The 21,621-nt window shown below is 68.7% G+C and carries 22 protein-coding genes; 2 read left to right on the plus strand and 20 right to left on the minus strand.

What is annotated here, in order from left to right:
- The 9 genes from xdhA to argA form a co-directional block, all read right to left on the minus strand.
- Positions 1-1,542, minus strand: coding sequence for a xanthine dehydrogenase small subunit (xdhA, locus tag H6927_11770; protein MCP5218774.1), 1,542 nt, complete (start codon positions 1,540-1,542; stop codon positions 1-3).
- A 173-nt stretch (positions 1,543-1,715) separates the two neighbouring features.
- Positions 1,716-2,558 (minus strand): xanthine dehydrogenase accessory protein XdhC, encoded by an 843-nt coding sequence (xdhC, locus tag H6927_11775; protein ID MCP5218775.1) that lies wholly within the window; start codon positions 2,556-2,558, stop codon positions 1,716-1,718.
- Positions 2,559-2,646: 88 nt separating this feature from the next.
- Complete coding sequence (locus H6927_11780) at positions 2,647-3,636, minus strand: tripartite tricarboxylate transporter substrate binding protein (protein MCP5218776.1); 990 nt, start codon at positions 3,634-3,636, stop codon at positions 2,647-2,649.
- An 87-nt stretch (positions 3,637-3,723) separates the two neighbouring features.
- Complete coding sequence (gene amt / locus H6927_11785; GenBank protein MCP5218777.1) at positions 3,724-5,013, minus strand: ammonium transporter; 1,290 nt, start codon at positions 5,011-5,013, stop codon at positions 3,724-3,726.
- A gap of 25 nt (positions 5,014-5,038) precedes the next feature.
- Positions 5,039-5,377, minus strand: coding sequence for a P-II family nitrogen regulator (gene glnK, locus H6927_11790; protein MCP5218778.1), 339 nt, complete (start codon positions 5,375-5,377; stop codon positions 5,039-5,041).
- 60 nt (positions 5,378-5,437) lie between these two features.
- A complete protein-coding gene (locus tag H6927_11795) occupies positions 5,438-6,202 on the minus strand; it encodes a hypothetical protein (protein MCP5218779.1) in 765 nt (254 codons plus the stop codon).
- Positions 6,203-6,360: 158 nt separating this feature from the next.
- Positions 6,361-7,818, minus strand: coding sequence for a nitrogen regulation protein NR(I) (gene ntrC, locus H6927_11800; GenBank protein ID MCP5218780.1), 1,458 nt, complete (start codon positions 7,816-7,818; stop codon positions 6,361-6,363).
- 10 nt (positions 7,819-7,828) lie between these two features.
- Positions 7,829-8,914: a PAS domain-containing sensor histidine kinase gene (locus H6927_11805; protein MCP5218781.1), complete on the minus strand. Its 1,086-nt coding sequence runs from the start codon at positions 8,912-8,914 to the stop codon at positions 7,829-7,831.
- A gap of 86 nt (positions 8,915-9,000) precedes the next feature.
- The gene (gene argA / locus H6927_11810; GenBank protein ID MCP5218782.1) at positions 9,001-10,347 is read right to left on the minus strand and encodes an amino-acid N-acetyltransferase; all 1,347 of its coding nucleotides are present in this window, start codon (positions 10,345-10,347) and stop codon (positions 9,001-9,003) included.
- A 96-nt stretch (positions 10,348-10,443) separates the two neighbouring features.
- Here argA and prmB point away from each other — a divergent pair, with 96 nt between their 5' ends.
- On the plus strand, positions 10,444-11,346 hold the full coding sequence (gene prmB / locus H6927_11815) for a 50S ribosomal protein L3 N(5)-glutamine methyltransferase (protein MCP5218783.1): 903 nt from the start codon (positions 10,444-10,446) through the stop codon (positions 11,344-11,346).
- A gap of 70 nt (positions 11,347-11,416) precedes the next feature.
- On the opposite strand, the gene H6927_11820 is transcribed toward prmB, so the two are convergent.
- From H6927_11820 to H6927_11870, 11 genes are all read right to left on the minus strand, one after another.
- Entirely contained in the window at positions 11,417-12,526 is a 1,110-nt protein-coding gene (locus H6927_11820) for a mandelate racemase (protein MCP5218784.1), read from the minus strand.
- Between the two features lie 40 nt (positions 12,527-12,566).
- Complete coding sequence (locus H6927_11825) at positions 12,567-13,757, minus strand: UxaA family hydrolase (GenBank protein MCP5218785.1); 1,191 nt, start codon at positions 13,755-13,757, stop codon at positions 12,567-12,569.
- A gap of 25 nt (positions 13,758-13,782) precedes the next feature.
- A complete protein-coding gene (locus H6927_11830) occupies positions 13,783-14,094 on the minus strand; it encodes a UxaA family hydrolase (protein MCP5218786.1) in 312 nt (103 codons plus the stop codon).
- 14 nt (positions 14,095-14,108) lie between these two features.
- Positions 14,109-14,783 carry an RraA family protein gene (locus tag H6927_11835; GenBank protein ID MCP5218787.1) on the minus strand — a complete coding sequence of 225 codons (675 nt, stop codon included), beginning with the start codon at positions 14,781-14,783 and terminating at the stop codon, positions 14,109-14,111.
- Between the two features lie 13 nt (positions 14,784-14,796).
- Complete coding sequence (locus tag H6927_11840; protein MCP5218788.1) at positions 14,797-15,915, minus strand: mandelate racemase/muconate lactonizing enzyme family protein; 1,119 nt, start codon at positions 15,913-15,915, stop codon at positions 14,797-14,799.
- A gap of 19 nt (positions 15,916-15,934) precedes the next feature.
- Positions 15,935-16,762: a transporter substrate-binding domain-containing protein gene (locus H6927_11845; GenBank protein MCP5218789.1), complete on the minus strand. Its 828-nt coding sequence runs from the start codon at positions 16,760-16,762 to the stop codon at positions 15,935-15,937.
- 63 nt (positions 16,763-16,825) lie between these two features.
- Entirely contained in the window at positions 16,826-17,554 is a 729-nt protein-coding gene (locus H6927_11850; GenBank protein MCP5218790.1) for an amino acid ABC transporter ATP-binding protein, read from the minus strand.
- Positions 17,538-18,185, minus strand: coding sequence for an amino acid ABC transporter permease (locus tag H6927_11855; GenBank protein MCP5218791.1), 648 nt, complete (start codon positions 18,183-18,185; stop codon positions 17,538-17,540). Before H6927_11855 ends, H6927_11850 begins: the two co-directional genes overlap by 17 nt.
- Before the next feature lie 16 nt (positions 18,186-18,201).
- A complete protein-coding gene (locus H6927_11860) occupies positions 18,202-18,885 on the minus strand; it encodes an amino acid ABC transporter permease (protein ID MCP5218792.1) in 684 nt (227 codons plus the stop codon).
- Positions 18,886-18,930: 45 nt separating this feature from the next.
- Positions 18,931-19,779: a fumarylacetoacetate hydrolase family protein gene (locus H6927_11865; protein MCP5218793.1), complete on the minus strand. Its 849-nt coding sequence runs from the start codon at positions 19,777-19,779 to the stop codon at positions 18,931-18,933.
- Positions 19,780-19,823: 44 nt separating this feature from the next.
- The gene (locus H6927_11870) at positions 19,824-20,558 is read right to left on the minus strand and encodes an SDR family oxidoreductase (protein ID MCP5218794.1); all 735 of its coding nucleotides are present in this window, start codon (positions 20,556-20,558) and stop codon (positions 19,824-19,826) included.
- Between the two features lie 185 nt (positions 20,559-20,743).
- Here H6927_11870 and H6927_11875 point away from each other — a divergent pair, with 185 nt between their 5' ends.
- On the plus strand, positions 20,744-21,457 hold the full coding sequence (locus tag H6927_11875) for a FadR family transcriptional regulator (GenBank protein ID MCP5218795.1): 714 nt from the start codon (positions 20,744-20,746) through the stop codon (positions 21,455-21,457).
- Positions 21,458-21,621: the final 164 nt, after the last annotated feature.

Raw genomic sequence — 21,621 nt, forward strand, 5'->3', positions numbered from 1 at the left:
TCAAACGACGGCATGCGGCATGACGCTGAACACGCTGGTGTCGCTGGGCGCCAGCGGCGCCTCAAGGCGGGTTTCCAGCCACAGGCGTTCGATCAGGTTCTGCGCCACCTGCAGGCGGTAGCCGTCGCTGGCGCGCATGTCGGTCAGGGGCGAGAAGTCCTGCTTCATGGCCTGCTGGGCGGCGCGCACGGTGGCCTGCGTCCAGGGCTGGCCGAGGATGGCGGCCTCGGCCTGCGCGGCGCACTTGACGATGCCGGCCATGCCGCCATAGGCCAGGCGGATGCTCTTGACCGCGCCGCCCGCCAGCTCGATGGCCATGCCCGCGCACAGCGCCGAGATGTCGCAGTCGAAGCGCTTGCTGATCTTGTAGCCGCGCACCTGGCGACTGAAGGCCGCCAGCGGCACGGCCACGGCCTGCACGAACTCGCCCTCCTGCAGGGCGTTCTTCATGTAGTCCAGGTAAAAGTCGGTCAACGGCAGGCGGCGCACCGCGCTGCCCCGGCGCAGCTCGATTTGCGCGTCCAGCGCCATCAGGATGGGGGGCGAATCGCCGATGGGCGAGCCGTTGGCCACGTTGCCACCCAGGGTGCCGGCGTGGCGGATGGGCGGCGAGGCAAAGCGCAGCCACACGTCGGTGAGCTGGGGCGCGCGCCGCACCAGGGCACGCCAGGCGTCTTCCAGCGAGGCAGCGGCGCCGATCCACAGCTCGCCTTCGCGCTCCTCGACGCACTGCAGGTCCGCCACCCGGCCGGTGTAGATCAGATCGCCCACGTCGCGGAACTGCTTGTTGACCCACAGGCCCACGTCGGTCGAGCCGGCCAGCAGGCGCGCCTGCGGCTTGGCCAGGCGCAGGGCGGCCAGCTCGTCGGCGCTGCGCGGGGCGTGGAAGTGGTCGAGCCGCTCGCCCTGTGGCGTGACGGTGGCGGCGGCGTAGTCGAGCGCGGCGGGGGCCGCCCGCAGGCCCTGCAGCGCCTGCGTCACGGCGGCGCGGTCGAACCGCACCGCCGGCAGGTCGAACATGCGCTGGCCGGCGTCCAGGATGGGGCGGTAGCCGGTGCAGCGGCACAGGTTGCCCGACAAGTCATCGGCCAGCTGCTGGCGCGACGGGCGCGTGCCGGCCTGCTGGTGCGCCTCGTAGCTGGACCACATCGACATCACGAAGCCGGGGGTGCAAAAGCCGCATTGCGAGCCGTGGCACTCCACCATGGCCTGCTGCACGGGGTGCAGCTCGGTGTCGTCGGTTGGATGAGCCATGCCCTGCAGGTCTTCCACCGTGAACAGCGCCTTGCCGTCCAGCGTGGGCAAAAACTGGATGCAGGCGTTGACACTGGCCAGCTGCAGCTGGCCCTGTGCGTCCAGCTCGCCCAGCACCACGGTGCAGGCGCCGCAGTCCCCCTCGTTGCAGCCCTCCTTGGTGCCGGTGGCATGCTGGCGCTCGCGCAGCCAGTCCAGCACCGTGCGCGTGGTGGGCTCGCCCGTCACCGTGACCACGGCGCCACGGTGGTAGAAGCGGATGGCGGGAGCGGGCGTGTGTTCGGTCATGACGGGTCTCTCGTTCGGTGGCGCGGGCGCCCAAGGGGCGTGGGTGCCGATGCCGCAATGATGCGGCGTCTGGCTGCAAGGTGGATACCCACCCTCTCATACTCGGTATGTTGCAGGCCGTATAACACGCGGGTTAACCCGAGCCGGTCCAGCGACAGGGCGCGCCGGCGCGCTCAGGACGTGGTGCTGGTCGCAGGCGGCGCCTGCAGCAGCAGCTGCGCCGCCGTGGCGACGGCAATGACCTCCGGCTCCTTGCCGGTGATGCCGGGAATGCCGATCGGGCAGGTGACGCGCGCCTGCTCGGCCTCGCTGAAGCCGCGCGCCGACAGGCGGTGGCGAAAGGTGGCCCACTTGGTCTTGCTGCCGATCAGGCCGATGTAGGGCAGGTCGTCGCGCTCGCGCAGGCGCTGCAGGCAGGCGATGACGATGTCCAGGTCCTCGGCGTGGCTGAAGCTCATGATCAGCACGCGGCTGTCGGGCGCCAGCTCGCGCACCGCGGCCTGGATGGGGTCGCTGTGCTCGGTGCGCACCTGGGCCGGCAGGGCGGGCGGAAACACCTCGTCGCGGCTGTCGATCCAGCGCACGGCGTAGGGCAGGGTGCACAGCACGCGCACCAGGGCATGGCCCACGTGGCCGCCGCCGAACAAGGCCAGCGGTGCCAGGTTCAGGCTCAGGCGCCGGCGCAGCGCCGGGGCGTCGGCCGCTCCCACGCGCTCGAAGCGCAGCATCACGATGCCGCCGCAGCACTGGCCCAGGCTGGGACCCAGCGCAAAGCGCCGCATCTCACCATGGGCGGGGGCGCCAGCCTGCCCCCGCAGCATGGCCCGGGCCTGGGCCACGGCGTCGAACTCCAGGTTGCCGCCGCCGATGGTGCCCGTCAGGGCGTCAGGCCACACCACCATCCAGGCGCCCGGCTCGCGCGGAGCCGAGCCCTTCGTTTCGGCCACCTGCACCAGCACGCCGTCTGCCTGGGGCAGGCGTTGCAGACAGTCGTCCAGCGCGCAGGTCGTGGTCATGCATGCATTGTGTGGCGCCACGCGGGCGGCCCTATAGGCCTGGGCATATGGGGTTCATGCCGCAGGCCGTCGTCGCAGCGGGTGCGGCTCAATCCACCTGCGCCCCCGAGGCCTTGACCACCGGCGCCCAGTTGTTCACCTCGTCGTGGATGAAGCGGCTGAAGTCGCGCGGGCTGTTCTTCTCGGACACGGCGCCCAGCTTGGCGTAGGCCTGCACGATCTCGGGCTTGTCGAAGGCGGCGTTGACCACCTGGTTCACCTTGTCCAGCACCGCCTTGGGCGTGCCCTTGGGCGCGACCAGGCCGAACCAGGAGGTGACGTCGAACGGGGCCACGCCGCTTTCTTCCATCGTCGGCACGTCGGGCGCCGAGGCCGAGCGCTTCTTGGTGGTGACGGCCAGCGCGCGCAGCTTGCCGTTTTGCACGTGGGGCCAGGACGAGATCATGTTGTCGAACATGTACTGCACCTGCCCGCCCATCAGGTCGGTCAGCGCCGGCGCGCTGCCCTTGTAGGGCACGTGCACCGCGTGGGTGCCGGTGCGCACCTTGAACAGCTCGCCCGCCATGTGGATCGAGGTGCCGCTGCCGGAGGAGGCGTAGGACACCTTGTCGCCCTGCGTCTTCAGCCAGGCGATGAACTCGGGCACGGTCCTGGCCGGCACGCTGGGGTTGACCACCAGGATGTTGGGCATCTTGGCGCACAGGGCCACGCCGTCGAAGTCGCGGTCCAGGTTGAACTTGATGTTCTTGTACAGCGTCTGGTTGATGGTGCTGGTGACGGCCATCATCAGCAGGGTGTAGCCGTCGGGCTCGGCCACGCGCACCAGGTCGGTGGCGATGTTGCTGCCGCCGCCGGCCTTGTTCTCGACCACGAAGGTCTGGCCCAGCGCCTCGGTCAGCTCCTTGGCCATCAGGCGCGCCACCACGTCGGTGGTGCCGCCGGCCGAAAAGCCGACGACGATGCGCACCGGCCTGGTCGGCCACGCGCCCTGGGCGCGCGCGCCCAGGGCGCTGGCGGCCAGCAGGCCCAGGCCGGCCTGGGCGATGTGGCGACGGGTGAGGGGGCGGGGGTTGGGCATCGAGGCGTCTCCTTGTGCTTGATTTCGAGAGACTTGAATGTAGCGCGGCCGCGGCTTTCGTCGAGCCGCGGTTTTCCCCACTCCGGATCAGCGCACGTAGGCCGTCTCGCCGTGGCTGGCGATGTCCAGGCCCTGGCGTTCGTCTTCCTCGCTGACGCGCAGGCCCAGCGCCAGGTCAGCCACCTTGAAGGCGATGAAGGCCGTCACGCCCGACCACGCCACGGTCATCAGCACGCTCTTGGTTTGCACCCACACCTGGTGCGCCATGGCAAAGTCGGCGCCCTGCGTGCCGCCCAGGCCGGGCGCGGCAAACACGCCGGTCAGCAGCGCGCCGACGATGCCGCCCACGCCGTGCACGCCGAACACGTCGAACGCATCGTCCACCTTCAGCATGCGCTTGAGGCCGCCCACGCCCCACAGGCACACCACGCCGGCCACCGCGCCGATGACGATGGCGCCCATGGGGCCGACGAAGCCAGCGGCCGGCGTGACTGCCACCAGGCCGGCGACGGCGCCCGAGGCCGCGCCCAGCATCGAGGCCTTGCCCTTGTGCAGCGCTTCGGCGGCGCTCCACGACAGCGTGGCCGCCGCCGTGGCCAGCACGGTGGTGACGAAGGCCAGGCCGGCCTGGCCGTTGGCCGCGCCCGCCGAGCCGGCGTTGAAGCCGAACCAGCCCACCCACAGCAGCGAGGCGCCGACCATGGTCAGCGTCAGGCTGTGCGGCGCCATCGATTCGCGGCCGAAGCCGATGCGCTTGCCCACCATGTACGCGCCCACCAGGCCCGCGATGCCGGCGTTGATGTGCACCACGGTGCCGCCGGCAAAGTCCAGCGCGCCGTCCTTGGCCAGCAGGCCGCCGCCCCACACCATGTGGGCGATGGGCACGTAGCTGAGGGTGAACCACAGCACCGCAAACAGCAGCACGGCCGCAAAGCGCGCGCGCTCGGCAAAGGCGCCCACCGTCAGTGCGACGGTGATGGCCGCGAAGGTGCCCTGAAAAGCCAGGAACACGTATTCGGGGATGGTGGGCAGCGCGCCGAAGGTGTCGGGCGTGACGCCCCTGAGGAACAGCTTGTCCAGGCCGCCGACGAAGTTGCCCTCGCCGCTGAAGGCCAGGCTGTAGCCGTACACGGCCCACAGCAGGGTGACGAGCGAGAAGATGACGAACACCTGCACCAGCACGCTCAGCATGTTCTTGCTGCGCGCCAGGCCACCGTAGAACAGCGCCAGGCCGGGGATGGTCATCAGGATCACCAGCAGGGTGGAGGTCAGCATCCAGGCGGTGTCGCCGCTGTTGAGGGCGGGCGCGGGAGCGTCGGCGGCAAAGGCCGGGGCGGCCAGCAGCAACGCCAGCAGGAGGAGGGCAGTGCGTTTCATGGTCTTGGGCTCCTGGGGCGCGCCATCAAAGGGCTTCGGGGCCGGTCTCGCCGGTGCGGATGCGGATGGCCTGCTCGAGCGGGGTGACGAAGATCTTGCCGTCGCCGATCTTGCCGGTGCGGGCGCTTTGCTCGATGGCCTCGATCACGCGCTCCAGCTCGTCGTCGGTGACGGCGGTCTCGATCTTGATCTTGGGCAGAAAGTCGACCACGTACTCGGCGCCGCGGTACAGCTCGGTGTGGCCCTTCTGGCGGCCAAAACCCTTGACCTCGGTGACCGTGAGGCCCGCCACGCCGAGCGCGGCCAGCGCCTCGCGCACCTCCTCGAGCTTGAAGGGTTTGATGATGGTGGTGACCCATTTCATGATGCTTCCTTTTTGATAGCTACTTGCGCTCTTTGCATGCGGGCTGGACGTGGTTTTTGATCAAAACGTGTATTTCAGGCCGACGACCAGCGCGGTGCGGCCGGTGAAGCGCCCCGCCGGCGTGGCGTACAGCGCCCGGTCGGCGTTGGTGCCGATCAGGGCGGCGCTGGCCGACAAGCCCTGGCCGAAGTCCTTGTTCAGCGTGACGGCGTAGTCGGTGTAGGCCAGCGCGCCGTTGTGGCGCACCCATTGGCGGCCGACGTGGGGCACCACGGACCAGCCGTCGCCCAGATCGAAGCTGGCGCTCAGGTCGAGATAGCCGCTGCCCTTGCTGTCGGCCACCCCGAACAGGTTGGTCAGCGCGTGCGAGTACTTCAGCGTCGCCACGCCATAGGTCAGCGCGCCGTAGATTTCGGTGGTGTTGGGGCTGACGGCCAGCTGGGCGTTGGGGTACTGGTAGCGCAGCAGGCCCACGTCGTAGGCCACCGGGCCGGCGCTGCCCTTGTAGCCGCCGTACAGGTCCCACTCGGCCGGGGCGTTGCCGCCGCTGTCCTTGATCCAGCGGACGGAGGACAGCCAGGTGCCAACATACAGGCCGCTGGCGTGGCTGTAGTCGACCCCCGCGCTGACGGCGGGATCGAGCCGGCTTTGCGAGATGCCGCGATAGCGGTAGTCGCTGGCCAGCCCGACGTTGAAGCTCAGGCTGTGCTCGGGCGGGGCGGCTGCCGGGGGCGCATCGCTGGCCTGCGCCCAGGCACCGAAACTGGCGCCCAGCATGCTGGTGGCCAACAGATGCGGGATCGAGGAGGGCAGAGGTCGGGGCATGCTCTTTCCTGGTGTGATGAATTCGGTTTCATCACATCAAGCAAAAGACGTGCCAGTGCCTTTCAGGCGGGTGCGCCGCCGGGTATGTCGCCCCTTTGCACCACATGCGTGCAGGCCGATGGGCGTGCCATGCACGTTTGCGTGCATGGCGCGGAGCGTCAGTCGTCCAGCCCCAGCTCCTGCATCTTGCGGGTGATGGTGTTGCGCCCGATGCCGAGCTTTTGCGCCGCCTCGGCGCGGCGGCCGTTTGTGAGGGCCAGGGCGGTGCGCAGCAGCTCGCCCTCGAAGCGGTCGGCCAGGCGCTTCCAGACCTCGGGCTCGCCGGCCTGCAGGCGCGCGCGCGCCTCGTGGGCGAGGGCGGCGGCCCAGTCGGCGGGCGCGTCGGCGGCGTCATCGCTGGCGGCCACGGCGGATGGGGTGATCGGGCTTTCGGCGCGCGTCGGCACTGCGGGAGGCGCTGCGGTGCCGAACAGGTCGGCCGGCAGGTCTTCGGGCTGGATGACCTGCGTGGGCGCCATCACCGTGAGCCAGCGGCACAGGTTCTCGAGCTGGCGCACGTTGCCCGGAAAGTCGAAATTCGTCAGCCGTGCCAGCGCGGCGTCGGCGATGCGCTTGGCTTCCACGCCCAGCTCGTGGGCGCTGCGGGCCAGAAAAAAGCGCGCCAGCTCGGGGATGTCCTCGCGGCGCTCGCGCAGCGGCGGCAGGCGCAGGCGGATGACGTTCAGGCGGTGGTACAGGTCTTCGCGAAAGCTGCCCTGGCGCACGCGCTCTTCCAGGTCCTGGTGCGTGGCGGCGATGATGCGCGCATCCACCCGCAGCGGCTGGTGGCCGCCCACGCGGTAGAACTGCCCGTCGCTGAGTACGCGCAGCAGGCGCGTCTGCAGCTCCAGCGGCATGTCGCCGATCTCGTCCAGAAACAGCGTGCCGCCGGCGGCCTGCTCGAAGCGCCCGCGCCGCATGGCCTGCGCGCCGGTGAAGGCGCCCCTCTCGTGGCCGAACAGCTCGCTTTCCAGCAGGTCCCGGGGCACGGCCGCGGTGTTGATGGCCACGAAGGGGCCGCCCGCACGCCGGCTGTGGCGGTGCAGGGCCAGCGCCACCAGCTCCTTGCCGGTGCCGCTGGCGCCGGTGACCAGCACCGTGGCCTGGCTTTGGCCCAGCCGGCCGATGGCGCGAAACACCTCCTGCATGGCCGGTGCCTGGCCCAGCATCTGCGGCATGGCCAGCGTGCCGGCCTCGGCCACGTCCTCGCGCCGGCTCTCGCCGATGGCGCGGCGCACCAGCTCGACCGCCCGTGCCACGTCGAAGGGCTTGGGCAGGTATTCGAAGGCGCCGCCCTGGAACGCGCCGACGGCGCTGTCCAGGTCGGTGTAGGCCGTCATGATGATGACCGGCAGCGCCGGCTGGCGGCGCTTGACCTCGGCCAGCAGCTCGATGCCACTGCCGCCGGGCATGCGGATGTCGCTGACCAGCACCTGCGGCGTGTCGCCGGCGTCCAGCGCGGCCAGCAGCTCGCGCGGGTCGGTGAACAGGCGCACCGGCAACTGCTCGCGCTCCAGCGCGCGCTGCAGCACGAAGCGGATGGATTGGTCGTCGTCGATGACCCAGATGGGTTTCATGTCTGGTCCTTCAGCGCACGGGGATCAGCAGCCTGAACCGCGTCGCCCCGGGCGCGCTCTCGTATTCGATCGTGCCCTCGTGCTGCTGCAGCAAGGTTTGTGCCAGCGCCAGCCCCAGCCCGGTGCCGCCCTCGCGCCCCGACACCAGGGGCTGGAAGATGCGCTCGCGCAGCTCGGGCGGCACGCCGGGGCCGTTGTCCTGCACCTGCAGCTCGATGGCCAGCCGAAAGCGCCGCTGGCCCAGCGTGCGCTGGCGCGCCACGCGCGTGCGCAGCGTGATGACCGCGTCGCCGGCGGCGATGCGCGCGCCCAGCGCCTGCGCGGCGTTGCGCACCACGTTCAGCAGCGCCTGGATCAGCCGCTCGCGGTCGCCGCGCAGCTCGGGCAGCGAGGCGTCGTAGTCACGCCGGATGTCCAGCCCGCGGGGAAACTCGGCCAGCACCACCGCGCGCACGCGCTCGCAGATCTCGTGGATGTTGACCTCGGCGAACATCGGCGCGTGCTGGTGCGGCGCCAGCAGCCGGTCGACCAACGCCTGCAGGCGGTCGGCCTCGTGGATGATGACGTCGGTGTACTCGGCGCTGCCCACAAACCCGCGCGAGGACGCCTCCATGGCCAGCAGCTGCGCCGCGCCGCGGATGCCGCCCAGCGGGTTCTTGACCTCGTGCGCCAGGTTGCGCAGCAGCTCCTTCTGCTCGCGCGCCAGCCGGTGCGTGCGCTCCTCGCGGTCCTGGCGCGCCTGCTGTTCGATCTCGATCATCTCCAGCAGCACGCGGGCGCCCGCGCCGCCGCGCTCCAGCGGGCTGACGATGACGTGCACCGGCACCTCGCGCGCGCCCGGCGCGGGGCCGCGCAGCGTGGCCTCGAAGCGGCTGACGATCATCTGGCCCGCGCGCTGCAGCGCGTCGTGCAGCGGCGCCGGATCGACGAGCCAGTCGGGCGCCTGGCCCTGCACCAGCTTGCGGCGCGACTGGCACAGGGCGTTTTCCAGCGCCGAGTTGACCGCCTCGCAGCGGCCATCGGGGCGCACCAGCGCCACCATGGTGGCCAGCAGGTCGAAGGCCTCGGTGCCGGGAGGGTCGAGCGGGGCGCTCATGGAGCGGTCGCCAGTACCGGACGGAGGATTTTATGAATCAAAAAAGCCTCCAGCCCGCATACCATCTGCGCAAGCAGCTATGGATTTCAGAGTTCCTTGACCAGCACCTGGCTGCGCCGGTCCCAGTTGTACTTGCGCTTGCGCGCGTCGGGCAGCCAGTCCGGGTCCACCGGCTGAAAGCCGCGCTTGATGAACCAGTGCATGGTGCGCGTGGTCAGCACGAAGATGCTTTTCAGGCCCATCAGGCGGGCGCGCTGCTCCACGCGCTTCAGGACCTTCTCGCCGTCGCCCTGGCCCTGGCTTTGCGGCGAGACGGTGAGCGCGGCCATCTCGGCCGTGCCGGCGTCGGGGTAGGGGTAGAGCGCGGCGCAGGCAAAGATCACGCCGTCGTGCTCCAGCACCGTGTAGTTGCCGATGTCGCGCTCGATGTCGGTGCGGCTGCGCTTGACCAGGGTGCCGTCCTTCTCGAACGGCTCGATCAGCTGCAGGATGCCGCCCACGTCGTCCGAGTCGGCCTCGCGCAGGCTCTCCAGCTTTTCGTCCACCACCATGGTGCCGATGCCGTCGTGCACGTAAATCTCCAGCAGCAGCGCGCCGTCGCGGGCGTAGGGCAGGATGTGGCTGCGCTCCACGCCGTGCTCGCAGGCGCTGACGCAGTGGCGCAGGTAAAAGCCCTCGTCGGTGGGCTTGTCGGGCTTGGGCAGGCGCGCCAGCAGGGCGCGCGCCTGGGCCAGCGGGATTTCGGTGTCGATCGGGTTGTCGTCCGACTCGGGCTCGCCGGGGCGCATGCGCAGGCCGGGCGTTTCGGTCAGAAACAGCAGCTTGTCGGCCTGCAGCGCGGTGGCCACCGAGGTGGCCACTTCCTCCATCGCCAGGTTGAAAGCCTCGCCCGTGGGTGAAAAGCCGAACGGCGACAGCAGCACCATGGCCCCGCCGTCCAGCGAGCGGCGGATGCCCGCCACGTCCACCTTGCGCACCACGCCCGTGCTCTTGAAGTCCACCCCGTCGATGATGCCCAGCGGCCGCGCGGTGATGAAGTTGCCCGAGATGACGCGCACCGTGGAGCCCGCCATCGGCGTGTTGGGCAGCCCCTGGCTGAAGGCGGCCTCGATCTCGAAGCGCAGCTGCCCGGCGGCCTCCTGCGCGCAGTCCAGCGCCACCGCGTCGGTGATGCGCTGGCCGTGCGAGTACTGCGGCGCGTGGCCCTTGGTGGCCAGCTGCTCGTTGATCTGCGGGCGAAAGCCGTGCACCAGCACCAGCTTGACGCCCATGCTCTGGATCAGCGCCAGGTCGGTGGCAATGGCCGCCAGCTTGCCCGCCGCGATCGCCTCACCCACCAGCCCCACCACGAAGGTCTTGCCGCGGTGCATGTGGATGTAGGGCGCGACCGAGCGGAACCAGGGCACGAAGGTGAAGTTGAAGACGGTGGACATGCCGGGCGGGTGGGGCGGGAGCGTTGGCCGGCAAGTGTAGGGCAAGCACGCGCCGCGGCGCTTCCATCAGAATCCAACATTTGTCTTGTCGATGTCATGAACGCACCGCCGCCTCCCACCACCACCGTCGGCCAGCTCATTGCTCGCGGCGCCGCGCAGTTGGCGGCCGCCGGCGTGGCTTTCGGCCACGGCACCACCAACGCCCACGACGAGGCCGCCTGGCTGGTGCTGTGGCGCCTGGGCCTGCCGCTGGACAGTCTGCTGGGCGACGAGCCCGGTTCCATAAAAAATCAGGCCGTAGCCCCCGCCATTCAAGCCCAGGTAGCTACACTTTTTGATGAACGCATCGCCACTCGCAAGCCCGCCGCCTACCTCACGCGCGAGGCCTGGCTGGCCGGCGTGCCGTTCTACGTGGACGAGCGCGCCATCGTGCCGCGCAGCTTCATCGCCGAACTGTTGGCCGACGGCGGCATCGACCCCTGGCTGAGCGACCGCACGCGCCGCGTGCTGGACCTGTGCACCGGCAACGGCAGCCTGGCCTGCCTGGCCGCCATGGCCTGGCCCGAGGTGGCCGTAACCGGCGCCGACCTCTCGCCCGACGCCCTGGCCGTGGCGCGCATCAACGTCGAAAAGCACGGCCTGCAGGAGCGCGTGCAACTGATCGAGTCCGACGGCCTCACCGCCTGCCCCGGCCCCTGGGACCTGATCCTGTGCAACCCGCCTTACGTCAACGCGCAAAGCATGGCGCGCCTGCCGCCGGAATACCGCGCCGAGCCCCCGCTGGCCCTGGCCGGCGGCCCCGATGGCATGGACTTCATCCGCCGCCTGCTGCGCGATGCCCCCGAGCGCATGAGCGAAGACGCCGTGCTGGTGCTGGAGATCGGCAACGAGCGCGAGCACTTCGAGGCCGCCTTTGCGCACCTGCCGGTGTTCTGGCTGCCCACCAGCGCGGGCGACGATCAGGTGCTGCTGATCACGCGGCAGGCGTTGCTGGGGTAGGGCTGTCGATCAGCCCACCTGCACGGCCGCCGAAGGCCCGGCACGATCCAAACCTGGGCGCGCGAGGCGGTCAAATGACCAGCGTGGTCGCGTCGTCGATCAGGTCCCAGTCGAGTTCCCGGCCCAGGCCGGGAGCGTCGGGGAGGGTCGCCACGCCGGCTGCGATCGGGAGCCCGCCCTTCAGGCCGAACGCAAAATCCTCGACGGGCCAGAGCAGCTCGAGGTAGCTGCAGTTCTGGATCGCCGCGCACAGGTGAAGGTTGACCAGCTCGAGCGGGTGCAGGATGGTCGAGTGCAACTCGCAGTTCACGTTGAACGCTTCGGCCAGATGCGCGGTCTTGAGCACGGCCGTGATGCCGCCCGACCAGCTCACGTCGGCGCGGACGGCGTCGACGACCTGGGTGGCGATGCAGTCGGCCACGCTGTACGGGTGTTTGGCGATCACCTCGGTGCCCACGACGGCGATGTCCAGCTGGCGCGTCAGCTCGCGCAGCGCCGTGATGTTCTCATCGGCCATCGGCTCCTCGAGCCAGAGGTAGTCCAGCTCCTCGAGCCTGCGGCCGTAACGCAAGGCCTGGGGCAACGTCAGGCGCGCGACGGGATCGCTCATCAGCGGATAGCGCGCGCCAACGGCCTGGCGCACGGCGGCGTGAATGTCGAGGTCTTCGTCGACCGACTTGCCCGGCGGATGGAGCTTGTAGGCCGCATAGCCCGCCGCCTGCACCGCCAGCGCTTCCGCGACGTAGGCTTCGGCGCCTTGATGGAACATCGAGCTGACGTAGACCGGCACGCGGTCGCGGCAGGCGCCGATGTACTTGTACAGCGGCAGTTGCGCGGCCTCGGCGGCGAGCAGCCACAGGCAGGCATCGATCGGGCCGTAGATGTAGATCGGAAGCAGACTCCAGAAGCGGTCCTGGACGCGGAAGTCGTGCCACAGCAACTCGCGGTCGTGCACGTCACGCCCGGCGAGAAAGGGCCCGAGCGAGGCCGCCAGGTGCGCAGACCCGATGGCGCTGGCGCCGGCAAAGCCGAACATCGACGCGCTGCGGCCGCATTCGGTCGCGATCGTGTAGACCAAAAACTCGATGCCGCGCGGGCGCCTGGCGCCCTGCAACTGGTCCGCTCCGGCGACCTCGCGGGCGAGCCGCGCGGCCCGGATCTGGAGCGACCTGATCTTCATGGGTTTGATCGATTCCGGCCGGCGCGCCTGGGCGAGGGCATCAGTTTGCGGGCATGCAGGCTGGACCGATCGGCTCGAAGGTCTTGTAGGTCAGAATGAATTCCTGGTGGCCCAGTTCTTCCGAAACCGTGCGCTTACCGTCCGCCAGCGAGACGACCAGGTCGTGGATCTGCCGACCCACCTCGTCCAGCGTTGCCTTGCCTTCGAGGATGGCGCCGGCGTTGACGTCCATGTCTTCGGACATCCGGCGATAGGTCTCCGGATTCGCGCAGATCTTGACGACCGGCGAGATCGGCGAGCCAACCACCGATCCGCGGCCGGTGACGAACAGCACGGCATGGCTGCCGCACGCGATCAATTCGGCGATTTCGGCGTTGTCGCTGATGTTGGGAAAACCGAAGCGCACCTCGCCGTCGGGCACCACGTCGAGCAGGAACAGCCCGCCGTGCGGGGGCACGTCGCCGGGCTTGATGAGGCCCGAGATCGGCGACGCGCCCGACTTGGCGTAGGCACCCATCGATTTTTCCTCGATCGTCGACAGCCCGCCATCGGCGTTGCCCGCGGCGAACGAGCCATAGCCCAGCGTCGCGTAGTAGCGCGCCGCCTTGGCGACCGAGGCCTCGAGCTCCACGCCCAGCTCAGGCGTCACGGCGCGTGCGGCCATGATGTGTTCGCAGCCGATCAGCTCGCCGGTCTCCTCGAAGATGCAGGCGGCACCTTCGCTGACGAACTGGTCGAAGGCGCGGCCGGCGGCCGGGTTGCCGGTGATGCCCGAAGTGCCGTCGGAGCCGCCGCAGATGGTTCCGATCACGAGTTCGGACAACGCCATCGGCACCCTGGGGACGGCCGCCAGTGCTGGCAGCTGTTCTTCAATCCATTGGCGCCCCGCGGCAATCGATGAACGGGTTCCGCCCGTTTCCTGGATCGTGATCGTGTGCACCGGACGGCCGCTGTCGCGAACCGCTTGTGCCAGCGCGTAGCGGTTGAAGCTTTCGCAGCCCAGCGACACCAGCAGCACCGCGCCGACGTTGGGGTGGGTGGCCAGCCGCTCCATCATCTGCTGCGCGTACTTGTTGGGAAAGCAGCCCGGAAAGCCGATCACCTGCACGTCGCGGTCGTGAAACGATTGCGCGATTTCGCGCGCGACGTGGTGCGCGCATTCGACCAGGTAGGCCACGATGGCGACATTGCGAATGCCTTTGCGGCCGTCCTTCCTCAAATAACCCGTCATCGTGCTCATGGTGTTCCTTCGGATGTCAGTGCTGGTTTGTCTTGGCGTCGCCCAGGTGGTACGTCGGCGTGTATTCGCTTTTCATGTTGTGCACATGAACATGCTCGCCGGGTGCGATGTCGGCGGTTGCCGACCCGATGGGCGCGCCGTATTTCAGGATCTTTTCGCCCGCCGCGATGCGGCGGCCGGCCAGCTTGTGGCCGATCGGCAGATCGGAAGCCAGCGTGACGCGCGCGGCGCCGATCTCGATCGCCTCGCCGGCGGCCAGGCGTGCGCGCGCGACCAGGATGTTGTCGGACGGGTCGATTTGGAGAAGCCGGGGGTCGATGGTTGTCATGGTGGTGACGCCTCTCAGAACTTGCCGTAGCGAAGATAGGCCTGCTGCGGGTCGACGCCGTCGAGAATGGCGCGGCGCACCTTGCTTTCGGTGGCCATGGCGGCTTCGGACTGCTCGAGCACGTCCGAAAGCAGCGCCTTGGGCACGCGGATCATGCCGTCGCGGTCGCCGACCAGATAGTCGCCGGGTTCGATCACGACCTCGCCGATGCGGATGTCGATGCCGGTCGCCCGCGGCAGCCAATGGCCGACCACGTCGCGCGGGGTGAAGCCGCGGCACCAGGACTGAAAGCCGATGTCGAGCAGGAAATTCGTGTCGCGCACGAAACCGTCCACGACGCAGCCGAGCACACCCTTGTTCTTCAGCGTCTCCGCCGACAGCTCGCCCATGTGGGCCACGATGCGGTCGTTGGGTTGCGCGCTCCAGATGTGGCCGGCCGGACATTGCGACAGCAGGCCGGTCCACGCGAGCAGCGTTTCGTGGGCATCGGCGCCGGGCCGCACCTCGCCGTCGATGGTGAAGGCGGGGCCGGCGATCGCGGCCTCGGGAATGATGGGCCGGATCTCCGGCGGCAGTGTGAAGTTGGACTGCCCCATCGCTCGCATGACGTCGTGGACGACGCCGGTGTAGCAGCGGCACAGGCGCTCGCTGTTCGAATCGGAGGGGGCGGCTTGCGGGTTGGGTGACATGGTTGAGCGCGCTTCAAGAGCGGGTGACGACGATCGGATCGAACTTGCGCCGTGCCTTCAGTTGCGACGCATCCCATTCGATGCCCAGGCCAGGGGTTTGCGGTGCTTGGGCGCAGCCATCCTGGATGAGCAGGCGGCTGCTCGTCAGGTCGTCGAGTTGCGGGATGTATTCCACCCAGCGCGAGTTGGGCACGGCGGCGCACAGGCTGACGTGCAGCTCCATCAGGAAATGCGGGCAGATCGCGATGCCGTGCGCTTCGGCCAGGTGCGCGATCTTGAGCCACGGCGTGATGCCGCCAACGCGCGCGACGTCGGCCTGGACGATCGAGCAGGCGCCCTGGCGCAGGTACTCGGCGAACTGCGCCGGGTGGTACATCGACTCGCCGACCGCCACCGGCACGCTGGTGCTGGCCAGCAATTGCGCATGGGCGGCCACGTGCTCGGCCGGCATCGGCTCCTCGAACCATGCGAGGTCGAGCGTGGCGTAGCCGTGCGCACGCCGGATCGCCTCGGCCAGCGTGAAGCTCTGGTTGGCGTCGACCATCAGCTCGAAGTCGTCGCCGACGGCCGCGCGCACGGCGCCCAGGCGTTGCATGTCCTGCGCCAGCCGCGGCTTGCCAACCTTGATCTTGGCGCCCTGAAAGCCTTCCTCGCGCGCCGCCAGGGTCTGCTCGACCAATTGCGCGGGCTCCAGGTGCAGCCAGCCGCCTTCGGTCGTGTAGACCGGCACGCAGGGCTTGGCGCCGCCGGCCAGCCGCCACAGCGGCAGGCCGGCCACGCGGGCGTTGCGGTCCCACAGCGCGGTGTCGACGGCCGCCAGCGCCAGGCTGGTGATCGCGCCGACCGCGGTGGCGTGGGTGTGGAAGAACAGGTCGCGCCAGATCGCCTCGAACTGCTGCGGGTCGCGCCCGATCAGCCGCGGCGCCAGGTGGTCGCGCAGCAGCGCGACGATGGACGAGCCGCCGGTGCCGATGGTGTAGGTGTAGCCGGTGCCAACCGAGCCATCGCTGCAGCGCACGGTGACGAGCACCGTCTCTTGCGTGACGAAGGCCTGGATGGCGTCGGTGCGCCGCACTTTCGGCGCGATGTCGATCTGCGCGATCTCGACCTGGTCGATCTGGCTAAGGCTCATGACGATGCGGCGCGGCAGTTCAGGCGCCGTTGCGCGTGACGTCCTCGGGCAGGTCGGCGCCGTGGAACTTCTTGTAGATGGCGTTGAGTTGGCCGTTCTTCAGGTTGGCGCGCACCCAGGCGTCGACCTTGTCCTTCAGCCGCGGCTCGCCCTTGCGCAAGCCGATGGCCAGCATGTAGGTCTTCATGATGAACTTCACCTCCATCTGCTTGGCGGGGTTCTTCTCGTTGATGACCTTGAGCAGCGCGGGCGCGGTGGCAAAGATGTCGGCCTGGCCGCTGACCACGGCGGTGATGCTGGTGGCGTCATCCTCGAAGCGCACCAAGGTGGCGTCCTTGGGGATGATCTTGGTGAGTTCCTGGTCATTGGTGGTACCGCGCGTGGCAATGACCTTCTTGCCAGAAAGGTCGGCTGCGCTCTTGATCACCATGCTCTTGGGCGCTCCGACCACCGTCATGATGGCGGCGTAGGGCACGGAGAAGTCGATCACCTTCTCGCGCTCGGGCGTGACCGAGAGGCTGGAGATCACGATGTCCGCCTTGTCGGTCTGCAGGAAGGGGATGCGGTTGGCGCCGGTGGTGGGCACGATCTCCAGTTCCAGCCCCAGGTCCTTGGCCAGCAGTTGCGCGGTCTCGACGTCGGAGCCGGTGGGGTTGAGCTTGTCGTCCTTCATGCCGTAGGGCGGCACGGCCAGGTCGATGGCCACGCGCAGTTTTTTGGCGGCGGTGATGGTGTCGAGCTGGTCGGCGTGGGCCGTGCCCAGGGCGGCAAGGCCCAGCAGCAGGCCGGACAGCAGCAGCGGCAGGCGGCGGCGGGCCAGGGAAACCGGTGCGTGATGGGGGTTCATGTCTCGCGTCCTTTTGGTGATAGTGAGGGTGGTGGTGGGTGGGGGGATATAAAACAGAAAAGTTCAAAGACCATTGCCCAGGAACTGCCGCAGCTCCGGCGTGCCGGGCGCCGAGAGGATGGTGGCCTCGCCTTCCTCCCACACCTGGCCCTGGTGCATGAAGACGATCTTGTCGGCCACGCCGCGCGCGAAGGCCATCTCGTGCGTGACCAGCACCATGGTCATGCCCTCGGCGGCCAGTTTTTCGATCACCTTGAGCACCTCGCCCGTCAGCTCCGGGTCCAGCGCCGAGGTCACCTCGTCGAACAGCATCACCTGCGGCTTCATCGCCAGCGAGCGTGCGATCGCCACGCGCTGCTGCTGGCCGCCCGAGAGCTGCTCGGGGTAAGCCGAGGCTTTGTCGGCCAGGCCCACGTGGGTCAGCACCTCCAGTGCCAGTTCGCGGGCCTCGGCGGCGGGCAGGCGTTTGACGGACGTGGGGCCCAGCGTGACGTTCTGCAGCACCGTCAAGTGCGGAAACAGGTTGTAGCTCTGGAACACGATACCCACGTCGCGGCGCAGCGCGCGCAGATCCAGCGCCGGGTCGTGCACGGCATGGCCGCAGACGCGGATGGCGCCTTGGTCCACCGTTTCGAGCCGGTTGATGCAGCGCAGCGCCGTGCTCTTGCCCGAGCCGCTCTTGCCGATGATGGCAACCACTTGTCCACGCGTGACCGAGAACGAGACGCCACGCAGCACGTGCAGCGCGCCGAAGGTCTTGTGAACCTGCACGAGTTCAATGGCGGCCTGCATTGAGTTTCCTTTCCAGCGCGCGGCTCCAGCGCGACAGCGGATAGCACATGGCGAAATAGAGCAGCGCGGCAGCGCCGAAATAGATGAAGGGCTGGAAGGTGGAGTTGTTGAGCACCTTGGCGTTGTAGGACAGCTCGGCAAAGCCGATCACCAGCGAGGCCACCGAGGTGTTCTTGATGATCTGCACCAGAAAGCCCACCGTGGGCGGCGTGGCGATGCGCAGCGCCTGCGGCAACACGATCTTGACCATGCGCTGCCAGCGCGTGAGGCCCAGGCATTCGGCCGCCTCCCACTGGCTCTTGTGCACCGACTGGATGCAGCCGCGCCAGATCTCGCCGAGGAAGGCGCTGGCATTGATCGCCATCGCGAGCGCAGCGGCCAGCAGCGCCGGCACCGAGCCGATGCCCGCGATGTTGGGACCAAAGAAGCACAGCCCCATGAGCACCAGCAGCGGCGTGCCCTGGATCACCTGGATCCAGGCCGCGGCGGCCAGCCGCACGGGCCGCGCCGGCGACACGCGCGCCAGCGCCACGCCCAGTCCGGTCAGGCCACCGGCCAGGATGGTCAGCGCCGACAGCATCAGCGTGCCGAGCGCGCCCTGCAGCAGGTACAGAAATTGCTGGTGGTTCATGGCCGCGGCATCCTCGTCACAGCGGCGTGCCGAGCTTGCGCCGGCGCGTGAACACGATCTGGCCCAGCAGCCAGAAACCGGCCCGCATCAGATACGACAGCCCGAGGTACAGCACCCACAGCACGACGAAGATCTCGAAGTTGCGGAAGGTGTCGGACTGGATGCGGCTGGCGATGCCCAGCAACTCCTCGGCGCCGACCGAGGACATGATGCTGGTGGCCAGCATGAGCAGCACGAACTGGCTGGTCAGCGCCGGATAGACCCGCTCCACCGCCGGGCGCAGCACCACGTGCCAAAACACCTGCGGCGACGACAGACCCAGGCACTCGGCGGCCTCGATCTGCCCCTTGTGCACCGACTCGATGCCGGCGCGGATGATCTCGCAGGTGTAGGCCCCGATGTTGACCACCAGCGCCAGTACGGCGCCAGCCAGGATCGGCATCGTCAAGCCGATGCTGGACAGGCCGAAGATCAGGAAGTAGCTCTGGATCAGCAACGGCGTGTTGCGGATGGCTTCCACATAGGCGCCCACCGCCCGGCGCAGCCAGGCATGGCGGCTGCCGCTTCCTACGGCGCACAGCGTGCCCAGCACGAAGCCAAGCACCGTGGCCAGAAACGAGAGCTGCACCGTCACCCAGACGCCCTCAAGCAGCAGCGGCCACTGCGCCAGCACGGAGGCAAAGTCAAACTGGTATTTCACCGGTTCACCCAGGTGCGGTTGGTTTGGAACCTTCGTGCCGTCACGTCAGCGCCGGAAAGCCACCACATCCTGGCGCTGCTCGCCCAAACCGTCGATGCCCAGCGTCATCACATCACCCTTCTTCAGGTACAGCGGCGGCTTGTGGCCCAGGCCCACGCCGGGCGGCGTGCCGGTGGTGATGACGTCGCCGGGCATCAGCGTCATGAACTGGCTTACGTAGCTGACCAACTTGGCGACACCGAAGATCATGGTCCGGGTGTTGCCGGTCTGCATGCGCTTGCCGTTCAGGTCCAGCCACAGGCCGAGCCTTTGCGGGTTGGGCACCTCGTCGCGCGTGACCAGCCAGGGGCCGATCGGGCCGAAGGTGTCGCAGCCCTTGCCCTTGTCCCACTGCGGGCCGCGTTCCAGCTGGTACTCGCGCTCGCTGACGTCGTTGATCACGCAGTAGCCAGCCACGTGGCCGAGCGCCTCCTTTTGCGAGACATAGCGCGCGCGCGTGCCGATGACCACGCCCAGTTCCACCTCCCAGTCGGTCTTGACCGAGCCCTTGGGCAGCATCACCGGATCGTTCGGGCCCTGAATGCAGGTGGTGGCCTTCATGAACACCACCGGCTCGGCCGGGATCGGCGCGCCGGACTCGGCCGCGTGGTCGGCGTAGTTCAGGCCGATGGCGATGAACTTGCCGACCTGGGCCACCGGGCTGCCGTAGCGCGGCGTGCCGCGCACCAGCGGCAGCTTGTCCGTTTTGATCTTGGCCAGTTTGGCCAGCGCGGCGTCGCCGAGCTGCTCGGGGCCGATGTCGGCCACCACGGCGCTGAGATCGCGCAACTGGTCGTTTGCATCGATGAGGCCCGGTTTTTCCTGGCCTGGGTTGCCATAACGCACGAGTTTCATGGGGGGATCTTTTAGCGAGGAGGGGAGAAAAAAATCAAAGCGGCTCAGATCGTGATGCCACCGTCGATGGCGTAGGCCTGGCCGGTGACGAAGCGCGACTCGTCGCTGGCGAGGAACACCACCAGTGGCGCGATCTCGGCCGCCTGCGCGATACGCCCCATCGGCTGGCGTGCGATGAAAGCCTGACGCGCGGCGGCCGGGTCGGCATTGGCATTGATGCGCTCGCCCAGCGAGGGCGTGTCCACCGTGCCGGGGCACACGGCATTGCAGCGGATGCCCTGGCCCACGTAGTCGGCGGCGATGCTCTTGGTCAGGCCAACCACGGCAGCCTTGGTGGTGCCGTAGACGCAGCGGTTGGGCAGGCCCTTCAGGCTGGAGCAGACGCTGGCCATGTTGACGATGCTGCCGCCGCCGGCGCGCAGCATCAGCGGCAGCGCGGCCTGGATCGTCCACAGCTGCGCGCGCACGTTCAGGCGAAAGGCAAAGTCCAGTTCGTCGTCGCTGGCCTGCAGCGCCGTGCCGTTGTGGACGACGCCGGCGCAATTGAACAGCACGTCGAGGGCCGGAAGGCTCTCGATCAGGCGGGCAATGGCCTGCTTGTCCAGCACGTCGAGCCGGGCGGTCCGCACGTTGGGCACGCCCTTGTAGCTGGCCAGCAGCGATTCGTTGACGTCGGTGGCCCAGACCTGCGCGCCCTCGGCCGCCATGGCGAGGGCGCTGGCATGGCCGATGCCTTGACCGGCCGCGGTCACGAGGGCTGTCTTGCCTTGCAGTCTCATGGCGATGGATCTTTCTGATAATCGGATGGGAGAGGCGTTCAATCGGCTTGCCCCATCGGCATGCCTCTTGAGGACGCTACTGGCCGGATCGGGACTTCACCTATTGAGCCGACCGAACAACGTGTGGTACTGTAAATTGGCCTTACCACTTTACCAATTGGGGATTACCCGCGGGGACTTGTCGCGTGCCACTTCAGACCGTCGAACCTCAGCGCCTTTACCGGCAAATCGCCAATCAGTTGCGCGCCCTGATCGACAACGGCGAGTTCGCCCCGGGCGCTCGGCTACCGGCCGAACGCGACCTGGCACAGCAGCTGGGCGTGAGCCGCCCGTCGGTGCGCGAGGCCCTGATCGCGCTGGAGGTCGAGCGCTGCGTGGAGGTGCGAACCGGCTCGGGCGTCTACGTGCTCGAGCGCACCAAACCAAGCGCGCCAGCGGCCGAGGCCACGGGTTGGGGCCCGCTCGAGCTGATCCGCGCGCGTCGCGCCATCGAGGGCGAGGTTGCCGCGCTCGCGGCTCGCAACGCGCGTGTGGCCGATGACGAGGCCATCGCCGATGCGATCACCGGCATGAAGGTCGAGATCGACCGAGGTGGTGCCATGCTGCAGGACAGCGACCGCGAATTCCACCTGGCCATCGCCCGTGCCGCCGGCAACGCCGTGCTGGCCGAGACGATCGAGGGTTACCTGGGCGCGCGCTACAGCACCTTGTCCAAGCGCCTGGGCGGTTATTTCGAAACCAGCCGCGCCTGGCGCACCACGGTCGACGAACACGAGCGCGTGCGCGCGGCGATCCTGGCGCGCAACCCCGAAGACGCCCGCAGCGCGATGATCGAGCACCTGGACAAGGTGCACCAGCGCTTCAGCGCGAGCTGGCGGCAGGCGCACCCGCCCGCGTGAGCGCGATCGCGCGGAGGGTGCCTTGCCAGCATAAATACCACCTGACCCGTCCTGCCCTGTGTTGACACCCGGACAGCTGAAGCAAGCCCGAGTTATCCGGCCAACGAGGCCCGATGCCCCGCATCGGGCGCTCGTATTTTCAGTGACGAATCGAACGCTTGATC

The organism is Burkholderiaceae bacterium (assembly GCA_024235995.1).
Lineage (GTDB): Bacteria > Pseudomonadota > Gammaproteobacteria > Burkholderiales > Burkholderiaceae_C > Ottowia.

Coding starts and splice junctions, on each gene's coding strand:
- xdhA (MCP5218774.1), bottom strand. CDS start 1,542: ATGACCGAACACACGCCCGCTCCCGCCATCCGCTTCTACCACCGTGGC.
- xdhC (MCP5218775.1), bottom strand. CDS start 2,558: ATGACCACGACCTGCGCGCTGGACGACTGTCTGCAACGCCTGCCCCAG.
- H6927_11780 (MCP5218776.1), bottom strand. CDS start 3,636: ATGCCCAACCCCCGCCCCCTCACCCGTCGCCACATCGCCCAGGCCGGC.
- amt (MCP5218777.1), bottom strand. CDS start 5,013: ATGAAACGCACTGCCCTCCTCCTGCTGGCGTTGCTGCTGGCCGCCCCG.
- glnK (MCP5218778.1), bottom strand. CDS start 5,377: ATGAAATGGGTCACCACCATCATCAAACCCTTCAAGCTCGAGGAGGTG.
- H6927_11795 (MCP5218779.1), bottom strand. CDS start 6,202: ATGCCCCGACCTCTGCCCTCCTCGATCCCGCATCTGTTGGCCACCAGC.
- ntrC (MCP5218780.1), bottom strand. CDS start 7,818: ATGAAACCCATCTGGGTCATCGACGACGACCAATCCATCCGCTTCGTG.
- H6927_11805 (MCP5218781.1), bottom strand. CDS start 8,914: ATGAGCGCCCCGCTCGACCCTCCCGGCACCGAGGCCTTCGACCTGCTG.
- argA (MCP5218782.1), bottom strand. CDS start 10,347: ATGTCCACCGTCTTCAACTTCACCTTCGTGCCCTGGTTCCGCTCGGTC.
- prmB (MCP5218783.1), top strand. CDS start 10,444: ATGAACGCACCGCCGCCTCCCACCACCACCGTCGGCCAGCTCATTGCT.
- H6927_11820 (MCP5218784.1), bottom strand. CDS start 12,526: ATGAAGATCAGGTCGCTCCAGATCCGGGCCGCGCGGCTCGCCCGCGAG.
- H6927_11825 (MCP5218785.1), bottom strand. CDS start 13,757: ATGACGGGTTATTTGAGGAAGGACGGCCGCAAAGGCATTCGCAATGTC.
- H6927_11830 (MCP5218786.1), bottom strand. CDS start 14,094: ATGACAACCATCGACCCCCGGCTTCTCCAAATCGACCCGTCCGACAAC.
- H6927_11835 (MCP5218787.1), bottom strand. CDS start 14,783: ATGTCACCCAACCCGCAAGCCGCCCCCTCCGATTCGAACAGCGAGCGC.
- H6927_11840 (MCP5218788.1), bottom strand. CDS start 15,915: ATGAGCCTTAGCCAGATCGACCAGGTCGAGATCGCGCAGATCGACATC.
- H6927_11845 (MCP5218789.1), bottom strand. CDS start 16,762: ATGAACCCCCATCACGCACCGGTTTCCCTGGCCCGCCGCCGCCTGCCG.
- H6927_11850 (MCP5218790.1), bottom strand. CDS start 17,554: ATGCAGGCCGCCATTGAACTCGTGCAGGTTCACAAGACCTTCGGCGCG.
- H6927_11855 (MCP5218791.1), bottom strand. CDS start 18,185: ATGAACCACCAGCAATTTCTGTACCTGCTGCAGGGCGCGCTCGGCACG.
- H6927_11865 (MCP5218793.1), bottom strand. CDS start 19,779: ATGAAACTCGTGCGTTATGGCAACCCAGGCCAGGAAAAACCGGGCCTC.
- H6927_11870 (MCP5218794.1), bottom strand. CDS start 20,558: ATGAGACTGCAAGGCAAGACAGCCCTCGTGACCGCGGCCGGTCAAGGC.